Annotated in this window: 19 protein-coding genes; 8 read left to right on the forward strand and 11 right to left on the reverse strand. The window is 46.4% G+C overall.

The genetic code is table 11. The annotated features are described in order from the left end of the window. Nucleotides 1-122: 122 nt before the first annotated feature. From AC2TF5_RS21455 to AC2TF5_RS21485, 7 genes are all read right to left on the reverse strand, one after another. Entirely contained in the window at nucleotides 123-464 is a 342-nt protein-coding gene (locus tag AC2TF5_RS21455; RefSeq protein WP_491299152.1) for a hypothetical protein, read from the reverse strand. Next, the gene (locus AC2TF5_RS21460; RefSeq protein WP_491299153.1) at nucleotides 461-787 is read right to left on the reverse strand and encodes a hypothetical protein; all 327 of its coding nucleotides are present in this window, start codon (nucleotides 785-787) and stop codon (nucleotides 461-463) included. Before AC2TF5_RS21460 ends, AC2TF5_RS21455 begins: the two co-directional genes overlap by 4 nt. Then, nucleotides 787-1,101, reverse strand: coding sequence for an alpha-helical endospore appendage domain-containing protein (locus tag AC2TF5_RS21465; RefSeq protein WP_491299154.1), 315 nt, complete (start codon nucleotides 1,099-1,101; stop codon nucleotides 787-789). Before AC2TF5_RS21465 ends, AC2TF5_RS21460 begins: the two co-directional genes overlap by 1 nt. Nucleotides 1,102-1,136: 35 nt before the next feature. Then, nucleotides 1,137-1,472 (reverse strand): nucleoside-diphosphate sugar epimerase, encoded by a 336-nt coding sequence (locus AC2TF5_RS21470; protein WP_491299155.1) that lies wholly within the window; start codon nucleotides 1,470-1,472, stop codon nucleotides 1,137-1,139. Between the two features lie 103 nt (nucleotides 1,473-1,575). Beyond that, nucleotides 1,576-2,250, reverse strand: a complete 675-nt coding sequence (locus AC2TF5_RS21475; RefSeq protein ID WP_491299156.1) for a glycosyltransferase family 2 protein — start codon at nucleotides 2,248-2,250, stop codon at nucleotides 1,576-1,578. 180 nt (nucleotides 2,251-2,430) lie between these two features. Further along, nucleotides 2,431-3,012 carry a WIAG-tail domain gene (locus AC2TF5_RS21480; protein WP_491299157.1) on the reverse strand — a complete coding sequence of 194 codons (582 nt, stop codon included), beginning with the start codon at nucleotides 3,010-3,012 and terminating at the stop codon, nucleotides 2,431-2,433. Nucleotides 3,013-3,081: 69 nt separating this feature from the next. Then, nucleotides 3,082-4,227 (reverse strand): glycosyltransferase family 4 protein, encoded by a 1,146-nt coding sequence (locus AC2TF5_RS21485; RefSeq protein WP_491299158.1) that lies wholly within the window; start codon nucleotides 4,225-4,227, stop codon nucleotides 3,082-3,084. A gap of 187 nt (nucleotides 4,228-4,414) precedes the next feature. On the opposite strand from AC2TF5_RS21485, the gene AC2TF5_RS21490 reads away from it, so the two are divergent. Continuing rightward, nucleotides 4,415-5,518: a YheC/YheD family endospore coat-associated protein gene (locus AC2TF5_RS21490; protein WP_491299159.1), complete on the forward strand. Its 1,104-nt coding sequence runs from the start codon at nucleotides 4,415-4,417 to the stop codon at nucleotides 5,516-5,518. Nucleotides 5,519-5,620: 102 nt separating this feature from the next. Here AC2TF5_RS21490 and AC2TF5_RS21495 read toward each other — a convergent pair whose 3' ends face one another. Then, nucleotides 5,621-6,016, reverse strand: coding sequence for a helix-turn-helix transcriptional regulator (locus AC2TF5_RS21495; protein ID WP_491299160.1), 396 nt, complete (start codon nucleotides 6,014-6,016; stop codon nucleotides 5,621-5,623). Nucleotides 6,017-6,202: 186 nt separating this feature from the next. After that, nucleotides 6,203-6,883, reverse strand: a complete 681-nt coding sequence (locus AC2TF5_RS21500) for a hypothetical protein (protein WP_491299161.1) — start codon at nucleotides 6,881-6,883, stop codon at nucleotides 6,203-6,205. Nucleotides 6,884-7,163: 280 nt separating this feature from the next. Between AC2TF5_RS21500 and AC2TF5_RS21505 the strand changes: the two genes are divergently transcribed. From AC2TF5_RS21505 to queF, 6 genes are all read left to right on the forward strand, one after another. Then, complete coding sequence (locus AC2TF5_RS21505; protein WP_491299162.1) at nucleotides 7,164-7,592, forward strand: hypothetical protein; 429 nt, start codon at nucleotides 7,164-7,166, stop codon at nucleotides 7,590-7,592. A gap of 39 nt (nucleotides 7,593-7,631) precedes the next feature. After that, nucleotides 7,632-8,336 carry an AIM24 family protein gene (locus AC2TF5_RS21510; protein ID WP_491299163.1) on the forward strand — a complete coding sequence of 235 codons (705 nt, stop codon included), beginning with the start codon at nucleotides 7,632-7,634 and terminating at the stop codon, nucleotides 8,334-8,336. 243 nt (nucleotides 8,337-8,579) lie between these two features. Beyond that, a complete protein-coding gene (queC, locus tag AC2TF5_RS21515) occupies nucleotides 8,580-9,257 on the forward strand; it encodes a 7-cyano-7-deazaguanine synthase QueC (protein ID WP_491299164.1) in 678 nt (225 codons plus the stop codon). Then, a complete protein-coding gene (gene queD, locus AC2TF5_RS21520; RefSeq protein WP_491299165.1) occupies nucleotides 9,257-9,748 on the forward strand; it encodes a 6-carboxytetrahydropterin synthase QueD in 492 nt (163 codons plus the stop codon). The genes queC and queD overlap by 1 nt, the downstream gene beginning before the upstream one ends. Before the next feature lie 79 nt (nucleotides 9,749-9,827). Continuing rightward, nucleotides 9,828-10,541, forward strand: coding sequence for a 7-carboxy-7-deazaguanine synthase QueE (gene queE / locus AC2TF5_RS21525; RefSeq protein ID WP_491302960.1), 714 nt, complete (start codon nucleotides 9,828-9,830; stop codon nucleotides 10,539-10,541). Between the two features lie 46 nt (nucleotides 10,542-10,587). Then, entirely contained in the window at nucleotides 10,588-11,085 is a 498-nt protein-coding gene (queF, locus tag AC2TF5_RS21530) for a preQ(1) synthase (protein ID WP_208915407.1), read from the forward strand. 98 nt (nucleotides 11,086-11,183) lie between these two features. Here the strand turns inward: queF and AC2TF5_RS21535 are convergent, their stop codons facing one another. Both AC2TF5_RS21535 and AC2TF5_RS21540 read right to left on the reverse strand, forming a co-directional pair. Further along, a complete protein-coding gene (locus AC2TF5_RS21535; RefSeq protein ID WP_491299166.1) occupies nucleotides 11,184-11,651 on the reverse strand; it encodes a Dps family protein in 468 nt (155 codons plus the stop codon). A gap of 200 nt (nucleotides 11,652-11,851) precedes the next feature. Next, entirely contained in the window at nucleotides 11,852-13,321 is a 1,470-nt protein-coding gene (locus AC2TF5_RS21540) for a potassium/proton antiporter (RefSeq protein WP_491299167.1), read from the reverse strand. Nucleotides 13,322-13,476: 155 nt separating this feature from the next. Here AC2TF5_RS21540 and AC2TF5_RS21545 point away from each other — a divergent pair, with 155 nt between their 5' ends. After that, nucleotides 13,477-14,625 (forward strand): GNAT family N-acetyltransferase, encoded by a 1,149-nt coding sequence (locus AC2TF5_RS21545; protein ID WP_491299168.1) that lies wholly within the window; start codon nucleotides 13,477-13,479, stop codon nucleotides 14,623-14,625. The last annotated feature ends 94 nt before the right edge of the window (nucleotides 14,626-14,719 follow it).

Consider the following 14,719-nt stretch of genomic DNA (forward strand, 5'->3'; position numbering starts at 1 on the left):
CTCGCTTTTAAACATTTTATGTCGACAAAAGATATGTGGATTATTCATTTGCCTACTAACTAGTGGAAGTATTCGTAATTGTCTTACCTAAAAAAAGAAAAGGCGGTCCTATGTGAAAAAAGCTACTCCACATTTGACCGCCTGTACGGCAATGATGAAGTTGATGCTGTAAAATGCCCATCCTCGTAGCCTTGGGCAAATCCAGCTTTAAAATCATCATTGTATGCCTGATCATATCCTTGATTAAAAACTAGGGTACGTTCCGGAGAGAGTGACTGTCTTCGCCGGGTTTCCTGCCTGATTCTGTAACGCCCTTTGGCACCGCGCTGTTTGCGCTGCCCAAATTTCATGCCGTAACGTCGCTTTGTTCCTTTGAACGTAAGGCCACGCCTTACCCCTGACGACGATTTACTTCCCCTGGAATGAAGTGTTAATCTGTTGTCTTGCCCCGTCGATGCCTTCATAGCGAATCCTCCTGTACCCCCAGGTTCCTCTCTTCCAATATATCCTTATTTCGGTACGCCGAACATTCGGGTTTTAACCAGGGTGATGCTGGTTTGCCTAACTTAGAGCGGTTAAGCCGTATGCCTGTCAGCATCTCGGCCATTACAGACTGATAGCCGTTAAGCAGCCGGATATTCTCGGCGAGTTTGCGTGCAGTAACATCGGAGTGGGCTGTTATTTCCGCGATATTTTCCAATATGCCAGCCAATGCATCCTGACTTCTTGCGATGGATGAGATCATATCAACTTTAGCCTCACGCTCCCGGTATAATCGTGCTTTCATCAATCCTGATCTCCGAAATCAAACGCATCAAACCCCATACTGTCAGCATTCTCATCCTCAGAGGTTCCCATAGCAATACGTAGATTACGGCACAAACCTGATCCGATTCTTGTCAATCCCTCGATTTGCTCTACAATCTGCTCATGAATAGACAACGAATCCTTCAATTCGCCATCTGCATCCGAATATTGAGTCAAAACCCATTGGCAGACCTTCTCCGCTTCAACAGCCTTCCCTTGCAAAATAAGATAGGTGTTTCGCTGAATCACAACAGATGCATCCAAAATTCGCATGAAAGATTCCTCTTTGCTCATGTACGTTCCCCCTATGCCAACCGAGGTTGTTTCTTCTATTCTTCAGCCTGCTCATTTGCCCTTAGCTCTTTCATAGCAATTTCCAAAGTGTCTGCCACCGTTTGCTGCAGATCGGCCATCGCGTTCAAGTAAGCTACAATACTACCGTTTACTTGCTCCACCTGACCTCCACTCGATTTCGTATTATCAGGGGATTGAAGCTGATGATTGGATAACAAATGTATATCAGTGGGTTTACGTTGATGATTGGGCAACGAATGTATGATCTTGGCCATGCGAACTGCTGCATGCCGCTGAGCTTCAAGGATTCGCGCCATCTGCTGCTGGGAATGCGAAAGATGCTCCACCAAATCATTAATTTTGTTCTCCAACTTGGGACTCTCCTTCAATTTCTTTTTTTCAGCATATGCGTGGACAAGCTTACCGGTGCAAACATCTATACATATGAACCTATCAACACTTAAACACTTCCGATCAGATGAATCTACCCGAAGCCTCCACCATGATTCGATTCTGATTGGGGATACGACCTAACCATTCACTTACACTTTCTTTCAAAGTTGCAAGACCTTCGTCCCACCAGCCAATATCGGATAACAGCTCCCGTCGGAACAGAAGACAGCAAACATTCTTTCGAGAAAGGATATCCTCATCCCCAGAACGAACATATATTGTTTGTACCGATGAATCTCTCTCGAGTTCCAGCATTAGATTGATCATCCAATTATCGATGTTAGGCGAGACACCTATCAAAACGACTAATATCTGACCATGTGCAGCGAACACTGCCTTGTTTAGAACACCGGCAATGCCTTCACCGTTCCTAGCCACAATATGCCTTACAGCCCCGGTTCGCTTCTGTAAATATTGAATGGTTGTCTCTGAAGATCCGGCATTTGCAACAATCAGTTCATACGGATGTGGAGTTAAGTTTTCGATTTTTTGGATTGTACCCATTACATCTTCACCAGGAAGGTGGGTCGGTATAATGATACTAGTCCCTTCAAAAGAACGACGGCTGTCTTCTTTTCCGATCTGAAATCCTAAGGCATAACCAGCCTGAAACCCGGATTTATGCAACTTTTCCGTCTCCACTTCAGGAAGAGCAGCAGATAAAGAACTTCGCAATTTCATGCTCCGTCTTTTCATATGATCAGCCTCCTGCAAGATGCCCCAAAAATCTATTCCTATTGTATGTCCCCAACTCCACTCTGTGACGGCATCTGTACGGTCTGATATCAATATCAGTCTTATGTATAAGCTCATTCGGGCAGGGCTTACGTAGCACGAAAGGATGGGGGAATTCTGCTTCCTCCACCCTTTTCTTGTTTACGGAGCTGTACCGCCAATGGCAATCCAGGATAGCCACCCCTCTGAAATCAAAGAGTCCTTAGTCCGTGTAATTCCGATTACTGCTTCCTGCTGCCGCCGGGTTTGAATACCAGCATGAAATGCCGGGTGGTTGCACGATGCAATCATCACGTAGTGCTCATCTCGATAGGATGACGGTAGCGGTACTGTAACATGGATAACATCCTGCTTCTCAGAAAAGGAAAAGGGCATATTTCCGAATTGCTCAAGCACATTCAGTCCAGAAATCGCTTGTACTGGATTAAATGTAAGATGATCAGGATGGACCGAATCAAGAGCCAGTTTGGAGGATATTACCGATTCCGGTGCCAGGTGAATACTGTGCACAGTATAGTCCTCAAGAGCCTCGCTTCTTACACTGCGATGCCGAAGATGGGAGGCACTTATACTGTCATCCGCCAATGTATGTTCGGGTGCATCACCATTTGAATCAGACCAACTGTCTGACGTTCCCCTCACTACCAATGTCTTATGATGGTCACCGTACCGCCGGAAAGGTCTTCTCCCTCTCCCTCGGGCGATCCTTCTGACTTTATTCACAGGCGGCTCTCTCCTCTGTTATCATTCGTTACGTCATCCTATTCCGTAGTACCTGCTGTTGTCACAACCTTATATATTTTGCATCAGCCGAACCCATCGCTCTGCCGTATGGTCCCATCTGAAACGCTGGCGTACTGACTCCCGCCCTGCCAACCCGATTTGTTTTCGGAGAACCTCATCTTCGAGCAGTCCGTTTATCCTTTCAGTCAATCCGGTTGTTAGATGATCGGATGGAATCAAAAATCCGTTCACTCCATTTTCCACAATTTCGGGAATACCTCCCGCACTTGAAGCAATAACAGGGGCCCCTGCTGCCATCGCTTCCACATTTACCAGTCCAAAAGCTTCTCTGGGTGAAGAAGGCACAACCACAATATCAGCAAGCGCATACCAATCTGCAATACCAGGATAAGGTACAAACGGTAGGAATGTTACCCAAGACTGATATGGTTTCGCAGCATTTTTCAACTGCCGGATATAAGATGTTTCTCTATCCGATCCATAAGAGGCACTGCCAATGATCAGTAATAGTACCTCAGGGTGTTTGTTAATGATTTGTGGTAGAGCTTCAATCAGATGATGAACCCCCTTGTCTGGAATTAGACGGCCGGCAAACAGAATAATACGCCGTCCTTTCCATCCATAGTGAGCGAGCTTTGCCTCTCTGAGAGCCTTTGCTACCGGGCTGAATGGAGGGGGAAATTGCTCTAGGTTAACCCCGAGATGATTAATCGTTATTTTATCTTTTAACCAAGGATGGTATGAGACAATATCCTCCAATAGAAAACGGCTGTTAACTACGATTCCGTCCATCAAGCTGGCTATTTTACCAAAGCTTTGTCTGTTCATATATGGAGGGCTGATAAACGTATTCGAATGTAAAGTTAGCACAACCTTCACACCTGGAAGTTGCATTTTGAGCCGATGTGCCAAGAACGGTCTGTTGTGAATTTCAGCGACATCCGGTTTCCACTGGTAAAGTCTACGCAGCAAGGATCGATAGTAAGATGCCCCGGATGGCAATCGATAACATGGAACCCCATTAATTTTCCCTTTTGGCGGGAGGCCTTTTCCCACAACTCCATATATCCGAATCTCCATTGCCTCTTGAACCAAGGGCACCGTCTGTTCCACGACCCGTTCAACGGAGCTGCTTCTTCCCGACGGAATAACAAAAGACCCCGGTGTCACTACCGCAACCTTCCGCAAGCTCATAACTCCACATCCTTCTCACATCATACTTCAGCATATACCGGAAGAGGGTCTATTGGTGACAAATAGGAAGTGTTCGAACAGAATAGGCGGTAACCTCCCGACACCCGTCCATCCGGGACAGGTTGCAAGCCGCATAGAATGACAGAGAATAAGCTATTGTTAAAAAGTTGTGACAAGGAGGATGACCATGCAGCCGCAATATGTCGGAATCCTGCTCAATGACAGCACGTATCGCGGTATTCCGAACGGGAAGACCGGTACAGAGTCTATGGAGAATTATCAAGAAGCGGCCGAGATGTACGGACTGATTCCTTGTTTCTTCAGAATACAGGATCTATCTTTGGAAACCTGCACAGCTGCCGGTTATATCCGAACAACGTCCGGCTATTCGCTAACCAAGCTCCCAATCCCGCGTGTAATACACAACCGAGCCATTTATCGTGATAAGCGGGCTCATCAATTGATCAACCGGCTCCTCTCGTGGGGAATTTTCATCTATAATTCCAGTACTCGGTATGGTAAGGATTCCGTTCATCTTATGCTGGCAGAAGATCCGGTGATCCGCCCTGCTCTTCCGCAAACGGTTCGTGCAAACGCTGCATCGATCCGTTCCATGCTTGAGCAACACGGAGATCTTATCCTGAAACCGTGCCGCGGGAGCGTTGGGCTCGGTATCATGCGGCTACGCCGGGGCAAATATCATGACCATTTTACGTACTCCCGCTCTTCCCCTTCGGCTAAGGGTTGGAGAACAGTGCGTTTATCCAGAGGAAATCTGCCGCTACTACTGCGGAAAAGAATACGTGCTCTCCCTTTTCTAGTCCAGCAACGAATTCCACTGGCTGAGTATGCGGGCAGGCCTTATGACATTCGTGTCACGGTACAACGGGGTCTGAGCGGAGTTTGGGAAGTAAGCGGAATGTTCGCCAAGACATCACCACCACGAACCTTCGTCTCGAATATCGCTCAAGGAGGATCAGCTTATCCTGTGCGTGAAATTTTCTGTCATTCTTTCCCTCGAATACCGCCGGACCTGTTAATCGAACGAACGGCTCATTTTGCGATCCAAACCGCCCGCTCACTCTCCAAGCGAATGCCCTATGCGGCTGACTTCGGCATGGATGTCGCTATCACTTCGGAAGGACTGCTATACTTTATTGAAGCCAACGGGCGAGATCAACGTTACGGATTCCGGGAGGCCGGAATGGAAGAGGTGTGGAAAGATACGTACCGCAAACCGATGGGATTTGCACGGTACCTGCTAGATTCGGGGAACTGGCCAGCGTATTAAAATTTCGCAAGCATTCAAGTATAGTGCCAAACTTATACTTTCTTAGATTTTATGAAAACAGCGATTCCCTCATGGGAACCGCTGTTTTCTGCTTGTTATATGTCAGGATTCCGTGTAGTCTTCACGGTCTCCACTCTGAATCTCCGCCTTTTCGGCACTTTGTTTATAAACGGCAGCCAACACTTTCTCATAAGCACCCTCGAAACATTCGGGTAAAATCGGTTTCATTTCATCCAATACAGGCCAAAGCTTGTACAGCGCCTGAACCTCTTCCTCCGTCAATCCCAATGGGTACATTGCAAAATGACCGATAAACTTATACCCACGGCCACGGCCTTTATGGGTAATAGGAATGTGCATCGCGCTCAGTGCGTCCATATCCCGATATATGGTTCTCTCGCTAGTTCCGCACCGTTCCGCAAGCTCCCTGGCTAATATACCCGGTCTTGCCTGAACGAGCGTAATGATTCTCATCAGTCGGATCAGTCGGTCTGTCATCTGCATTCTCCCTACCCTATCTAGTAAATTAGACTTATATAATAAGACTTAATACTAGTACATTCGACCCTTATATCTATATTCCTTCTTTACCGACTATTTAATTAGAACTATTCGGATTATGCTTATAACTACTTGATAATAAGCCTAAAGTCCCTTCGGATAGTAAACAACTTGCATTAAACATCAAACTACCGAAGCTGCATAAGAGTCCACAAACGCATAACCCAGGTTATATAAAATTTCTGCTTCCGTTAAATAATCAATGTCACCTAAACGAAGGGCATATATAAGCATTTCATCTGCCCGACGGCGAATGATTTCTTCCCCTTCTTCCAAATAGCCTCGTTCATATGCTTTAAGAGCGTTTTCAACGATAGAAGGATTTTGAAGCAACTTTGTGTATTTCTCTACACGAAGGTCAATCGTCTTATGAAAAATGGCTGTGTGATTGCTGAACTGCAGCGAAATTGTGCGTGAAGGCAATATGACATGTCTGTGCATTTCATCCATATAAGTCCATAGAGCTGTAACAACAGTATGAATCCCTGATGAGCGCGGAGCAAATTCAAATTCCAATACGATTTGTTTCGTCATTCCTTCCAATAAACAGCCCAGGTGCAATATAAAACTCCGATCGTTTAACACCTCAGCTTTACATCCATATAAAGCCTTAATCCAAACGCCAGCCCCTAACTGAAGATGAAGCTGAACTTCTTCAGCAACACGATTAAAAAATGTTCTTTGTTTTCTCGGCCGTGCCGCGGTTCCTCGCCACTCCACTAGTAAATAAACGTGATCGGCGCCGCTTGCGGCTACATGATTTCTGCTCCATGTAAATTCCGTATTCAAGCCCGACTGCAACACACCCACCTCTTTCTTATTCTTCTATTAATGTACCAATTCGGATGGACAGCTTCCTGTCATGGAACGTATGTTCCCATCATAATTTCGACAAAAATAGCACTTTTATTCTTGATTGTCATCTTTTTCATTCTTTAATCGGTCCAACCTATTGATAAACATCGACTTTTTTTTACTCGATATGACAAAATAATATTGGGTAAATGGTATTATAGGAACTTAAAGGCAGCTGTTTCGTATAATATTTCCATGATGATTCTATTAAATTTAGGCGGTGATCCAGGTGGACAAGCTTAGAATTTTAAAAATAATAACTCTTCTTCCGGTCCTTTGGGCAGCTGGTACTACACTCCTCGATAATGGGCGTACCGCACATGCGGGATACTTTAATGATGTATATAACAATTTTCAGCAATTTTCGGAATTGCCTGATGAGATAACCGAATTAAAAGATCGTTACCGAAACGCGCTTCAGGACCTGAATCAAGCCCGGATCGACACCGAAGTCTATCAGAAGCAAAATGCCGATTTAGCCGAACAAAACCGCCAGCTCACTGAAATGGTAGAGCAGCTTCAGGAGGCCGAGACAGCAAGAGCACGATACTCCGACCGCTTGAAGACGATTGCGATTACAGTCACTGCCCTTCTAGCCGGTTATTTCATACTGACACGGGTTCTCCGCTTCGGAATGCGGCGTACCAACCGGTTCTGATATTGTTTGACTGCTGTTTATAAAGGGGGAACTACACTTATGATTATCCGGATGGAAGACGCCTCCAGTAACGGCGCAGGCCAAGCGGTCACCTTTTCACTTCAGGAGGGTGATGTTGCCCATATTCTGCACCCAGACCAGATCGTCGCTTACCGAGGTCCGTCTCATGGTCGCAGCGACCGTCTTATGGATGTAAAGGGAATGTACCGCAAGCAAAAACTGATCCGGGCGGACATCAGTGGACCAAGCCAGTTTACCGCTGCTCTCCCTCGCGGCTTTAACATGCGGGAGATTCAACTGACGGACAATCAGGACATGCTGTATGATTTCCGCCATGTATTTTTCTATACCAAAGGCATTAACATGCAGACCCGAATTTTGAAAATCAAAAATATGTTCATCACGCGTGACGCCGTTAAAATGAAATTCAGTGGGATCGGAAGCATCGGCATTCTTACCCAAGGCCCGGTCTGTGAAGCCAAACTACATCCGACTGAACCATTGTATGTGGACGCCGGCAGCATTATCGCCTATCCAGAGAATGCCAAGCTGGACTTGACGGTATACGGCAATCATTTGGCAAGCCAACATATGAATTATCATTGGAAGCTGACGGGCGAAGGCTCTGTCTTGTTTCAAGCAGGACGGCAGAACCAACAGTTAGAGCGGGAGATGAATGATGAGGGCATCGTAAAACGGTTTTTAAGGGAAGTAATCCCGTTCGGCGGTGTATTTATCAAATAGAAACATCATGTTATAATGAGACTCATGTGGTTACAACTACGGTTGTTAACTGTGCTGACAATAGAAGACAATCCATGCGCCTGCCGCGTGGGAGAGGTTCGTGAACTCCCTCTATAAAAAACTATACTGTCTTATTTTTATGATAAGGCTTGTTTTTTTACGGACTTAGTTCAAGAACTTCTCTTTCTTCTTCGGGCCAGCTTTTTGCTGCCTGCTAATATATGAAGAATGAGAGGTTTTTTTATGCTTAAAAATGAAAAAGCGGTTGTCGTATTCAGCGGCGGCCAGGATAGCACCACTTGCCTGTTTTGGGCAAAAGAACAGTTTGCCGAGGTTGAAACCGTGACCTTTGACTATGGACAGCGACACAAATATGAAATACAATGTGCGGCACAAATTGCCGAAGAACAAGGCGTCAAGCAAACTGTGCTTGATATGAGCCTCTTGAATCAGCTTGCGCCAAATGCGTTAACGCGCAGTGATATGGAAATTGCAGAAGGTGATGATGGTGTGCCGAACACATTTGTTGACGGACGCAATCTTCTGTTTCTCAGTTTCGCGGCTGTGCTCGCCAAGCAGGTCGGTGCCAGACATTTGGTTACCGGCGTATGTGAAACCGACTTTAGCGGATATCCCGACTGCCGGGACAATTTCATTAAATCACTGAATGTAACACTTAACTTAGCAATGGATTATCCATTTGTTATCCATACGCCGCTCATGTGGCTCGATAAAGCCGATACATGGGAGCTAGCCGATCAGATGAATGCACTGGATTATGTGCGTCAAAATACATTGACCTGCTACAACGGGATTAAAGGTGACGGCTGTGGCGAATGCCCTGCCTGCCAGCTCAGAAAGGCCGGACTGGACAATTATTTGAGCCGCCGGACGTTACAGATTAAAGGAGGGGATCGGTAATGACCCGTCAACCCGGAGCTTTTCGCATTGTGGAACAACTACAGAAACTGGGTGAGGATATCGATGCCGGAAGCCTTCGCTACCACCGTAAGCGTGTGCTCGTCTCCAAAGAATTCACTTTTGACGCAGCCCATCACCTGCACGCATATGAGGGTAAATGCAAAAATCTGCATGGACATACGTATAAAGTTGTATTCGGAATCAGTGGAAAACCGGACGAGGTCGGAATTACCGTTGATTTCGGACAAATCAAGGAGATCTGGAAAACCGCAATTGAGCCCTTTCTAGATCACCGTTATTTGAATGAAACACTGCCCCCGATGAATACAACGGCCGAAAACATGGTCGTTTGGCTTTATGAACAAATGGAACTGGCCTTAACACAGCAAGAATCCTCTGCACAGCAGGAAACACGAACCGAATTCGTACGGTTGTACGAAACACCAACCAGTTATGCTGAAGTTAGACGGGAGTGGATGGAACATGAGTAACAGTGAAGCATATTCTCCGGCTAAGCTTTCTTCCGGAAGCTCAGCGTCTGCAGGCGTTCTTGACCGGCCGATCCCCGTCATGGAAATTTTCGGACCAACCGTTCAGGGCGAAGGAATGGTCATTGGGCGCAAGACGATGTTCGTCCGGACCGCTGGCTGTGACTACCGCTGTTCCTGGTGCGACTCGGCGTTTACGTGGGACGGTAGCGGAACCGATTCTATTTCCCGCATGAATCCCGAAGAGATCTGGCAAGAATTACTCCGCTTGGGAGGCGACCGCTTCGATCATGTTACACTTTCCGGAGGAAATCCGGCATTACTATCCCAGCTCGGCAGCTTGGTGGATGTTCTGCACTGCCATGGGATAACCGTAGCGATAGAGACGCAAGGCTCACGTTGGCAAGATTGGCTGATTGACATTGACGAAGTGACCATTTCGCCGAAGCCGCCAAGCTCAGGAATGAATACCGACTGGGCCAAGCTTGACGATATGATCTCTCGGCTGTCAGCACGTGCGCCTGGACGCTCCTTCAGTCTTAAAGTCGTCATCTTTGATGATCTCGATCTTGCTTACGCCGAGACCGTTCACGAACGGTACCCAAATGTTCCTTTCTTTGTGCAGACGGGGAACCCGGACGTAAGTACAACATCCGAAGCGTCTTCACACATCTCGAGATTACTTCAGCGCTATGAGCGTCTCGTTGATGCCGTGATGCAATCCGATCGTCTGAACGACGTTCGGGTACTGCCTCAGCTTCATACCTTGGTGTGGAGCAACAAACGGGGCGTATAAATCTATTCTGAACAACGATAACATGCGAATAAAGGAGTTTTAAAATATGGCTGGAAGACAGCGCGATGAAATGGAAGACATTACTCTGCTCGGTAATCAAGGTACCAAATATCAATTTGAATACGACCCAAGCATACTTGAAAGCTTTGATAACAAACATCCGTACCGTGACTATTTCGTAAAATTCAACTGCCCTGAGTTTACGAGCCTATGCCCGATTACAGGCCAACCGGACTACGCAACGATCTATATCAGCTACATTCCGGATATCAAAATGGTTGAGAGCAAGGCACTGAAACTGTACCTGTTCAGCTTTAGAAACCACGGCGATTTCCACGAGGACTGCGTTAATATTATTATGAACGATCTGATTAAGTTGATGGATCCTCGATATATTGAAGTCTGGGGCAAGTTCACTCCACGCGGTGGAATCTCCATTGATCCATACTGCAACTATGGCCGCCCAGGTACGAAGTACGAGGAAGTGGCTGCGCATCGTCTCATGAACCATGATATGTACCCAGAAAAAGTAGATAACCGCTAGCACCAAAAACCGGAGCACGCTAAATAAGCAGCTCCGGTCTTTATTCTTCTAAAGCAATCGGTATTAACTGAAACAGCTTTTTCATACCGAAAAAACTATTATTTTCCCAGAAACGCGCTGAGCATCCAGTTCTGCTTCTCCACATCGGTCATCATACCTGTCAGCAGGTCTGCCGTTGGATCATCACCCTGTTCACCCGCAGATTCAATACCAGCTTTCAGTCCCCCTACAATCACTTGGAAGTCAGCGATCAAAGCTTCAACCATCTGCTCCGCGCTAAGCTCTCCGGATGCCTCTTGAATAGTGGCAAGCTTCAAATATTCAGCCATCGTTGCCGCAGGTTTACCGCCAATGGCGAGCAATCGCTCTGCAATCTCATCTACATAACCGGCAGCGGTATTATATAGCTCCTCAAATTTTGCATGCAAGGTGAAGAATTGAGGACCTTTAACAAACCAGTGATAGTTGTGCAGCTTTACTCCAAGCAGACTCCAGTTTGCAAGCTGTGTATTCAATACAGCATTCAGATCGTTTGTTGTGTGTACATCTTTAGTCAAGTTACTCATTTCAACATACCCCTTTTCCAATGTATTGTATTTAGACTTATTCTAATTCCATGTATTGAGTATATCATACTATATCTGCATTAGCAAAAGAGTTTGGCATTATTCAGATGAAGTTAGGATGAAGATTTGGAGTCCTATTTATACCCAAATGTTATGTTGGCACACAGGAACGCGCTGTGAAATACATCATAACGTTTAAACTATGAATTTTCCGATCCAGACACGGTTAGCCCGAGAATCGACTTCATTTGTTTTCGCTTTGTTTTAGGGCTCATCACATATAGGGTATCACCTTGTTCAATGATCGTGTTGCCTTTCGGCGTAATGATCCGGTCATCACGGATGATCGCCGTAAACAAAATATCATCGGGAAGATTCAAGTTCTGAATCTCCTGCCCGATCACCGGCATATTGTTCTGAACTTGAACATGGTTAATTTCGGTGTTGGCCTTCCCCAATGCAAATAGCTCCAACAAGGACGGTGCCTGCGGTTTATCATTCTCGATCAGCTTCAGCTTTACTGCCAATGGCGAAATCGTAGTCCCTTGAATAATCGCTGAGGTCAGAACGACAAAAAACACGACATTAAAAAACATCTGTCCTCCCTCGATCCCAGCGATAAGCGGATAAGTTGCTAGTACAATTGGCACCGCCCCCCGAAGCCCAGCCCAGGCGATCATCATCTTTTCACGGAATGCAAACTTCGTGAACAACAAGCTAAGTAACACACCGATAGGACGAGCTACAAACATAAGCAACAAAGACAGCAGCAAGCCCTGCCAAGCAATGCTTGTCAGTTGATTTGGGAATACGAGCAGACCTAGCAGCACAAACATCGCAATCTGCATCATCCAAGCAAATCCCTGATTAAAGGCAAGAATCGTCCGCCGATATGTCAGTTCTGTATTTCCAAGTACCAATGCCATAACATAAACAGCCAGGAGTCCACTGCTATGAATCAGCTCGGCAGCGCCATACGTCAATATTGCAAAACCAAGCGCCATGACGGGATAAAGTCCGGAAGAATCAAAATTAATCCGATTGATAATATATACGGCCAGAAATCCGACCAGAATTCCGACAACAAGGCCAAGACCCATCTCCATGAAGAACGACAGGATCATGCTACCAATGCTGATATCCGGTGCCTTAATCCATTCGATTAAGGAAACCGTCAGAAAAACAGCCATAGGATCGTTGCTCCCGGACTCCGCCTCAAGTGTTGAAGTGATTCTTTCCTTAATATTCAGTCCTCCAAGGACAGAAAAAACGGCTGCCGCATCAGTCGAGCCAACAATGGCACCGATCAGTAAGCCCTTTTCGAGAGATATATTCAGTATGTAGGTAGCGCAGAGCCCGATAACTGTCGTTGTCAGCAGGACGCCCACCGTAGCTAGTGATAAAGCAGGCCCCAGAACCGACCTGATTTCCTTGAACTCGGTCTGCATTCCCCCTTGAAATAGGATGACAATCAGAGCAAAAATCCCGACCAGTTGCGTGATCTCCGCATCATCATAATAAACGAAACGGCTTAATATCATTCCCAGAGCAATAAACAGAACCAGTGCCGGCATTCCAAACCGGGCTGAGAACTTGGTCGTCAGCACACCCGTTAACAAGAGCAGCGCAGACACCAATATGACCGTATCAACAAAGCTTAACAAGTTCATCCCTCCGACTTGAAGACTTGCTATATATTACCCTAAAAAAGACAGGACAAGTCGATCAATTCTTTGAAAACGTTTGTTGGCGCTGGCCGCTGCGGATATTATACTGGAGATATCTGTATTTCTAAAAAGAAAGACAAGGGAGGCATCAAGCTACCATGAACATTAAATTAATGGAATCCCAATCCTTAAACCAAGCCGTGGAATTGTCAGACCGTATCTTTCTAAAGCAACCGGAACAGCCGTCCATGGGAACATCTTTTCCTATGATTTTTGAACCCGGCATCAGTCATTCATATGGAGCTTTTGATGCTGAAGGCAAGGTAACTGCATTTATGGGCTTTGTCCCGTTTACGGTCCGTGCTGAGGCTGCTATGTTGAAGACCTTTTCTATTGGTTCTGTCTGTACGGACCCCAACAGCCGCGGAAAAGGGTTAGCTGGAGAACTGCTGAATCAATGCAAGGCCCATGCCGAGCGTTCAGGCGCATCCCTTATTTTCATTTCCGGAGCCCGGTCTCTTTATACTCGTGCAGCTTGCCGGCATTTCGGTCGTGCCATGCAGTATCGCCTGACACCTCAGGATGCCCTCCTGCTAAAAGGTAAGCTGCAGAGTCCATATCAGGTTCGCGAGATGACACCAGAGGATATTTTCAAAATTCATGGATTGATCGAGAAACGTACAGCCGCTTATGTTAGCTCTGCAAATGAGCTGGATAAGCTTCTTGGGGCGAGCGCCTTTTCGAATGTGATCCGGCTAGAGCAGAAAGTTCTCGTAGCTGAGCAGAACGGTACTCTTGTTGCCTTCGCCATAATCGGTATACCAGGAACTACGATGACACCTTCCAGACCAGCAACGCTAATCGAATGGGCCGGACATGACGAGGCTGCCGCATACTTGTTATCTGAAGCTTTTGACCGCTACGGCCTGCAAGAGCTAATCGTGGCGCTCCCATGGCAAGACCGAGAACTGTCAGGCTTATTGGAAGCAGCAGGCTCTGAAATCCAACACATGCGCAATTCTGGAACGCTATATCTCGTAAACGGCCGCGAGCTTTTGCGTCAGATCGCCCCATTGCTTCCTGAGGAAGCAGCAGGCATTCTGCAGGCTGAAGGCGATCACGGGCCATATTTGTATAAGCAAGGCAAGGAGACCGTCACATTAGATGATGAGGGGCTTTTGTCACTTCTATTTGATCCGGAATCTCCTTACCGAACGACAATAGCAGAAGCCGACGATACAGCAGCTCATGGCTTTACACTTCGCCCAATCCCGCTGCCGTATACGGAAGGATTGCAATATATTTAAGCAGAGGGGGCTTAGAGATCATGCTTCAGTAGGATAGATTTACCATGCCGATTCCGATATAATCGAGTCAGTCATTGATGAGAACACTTTAGGA

Source organism: Paenibacillus sp. JNUCC 34 (genome assembly GCF_058269055.1).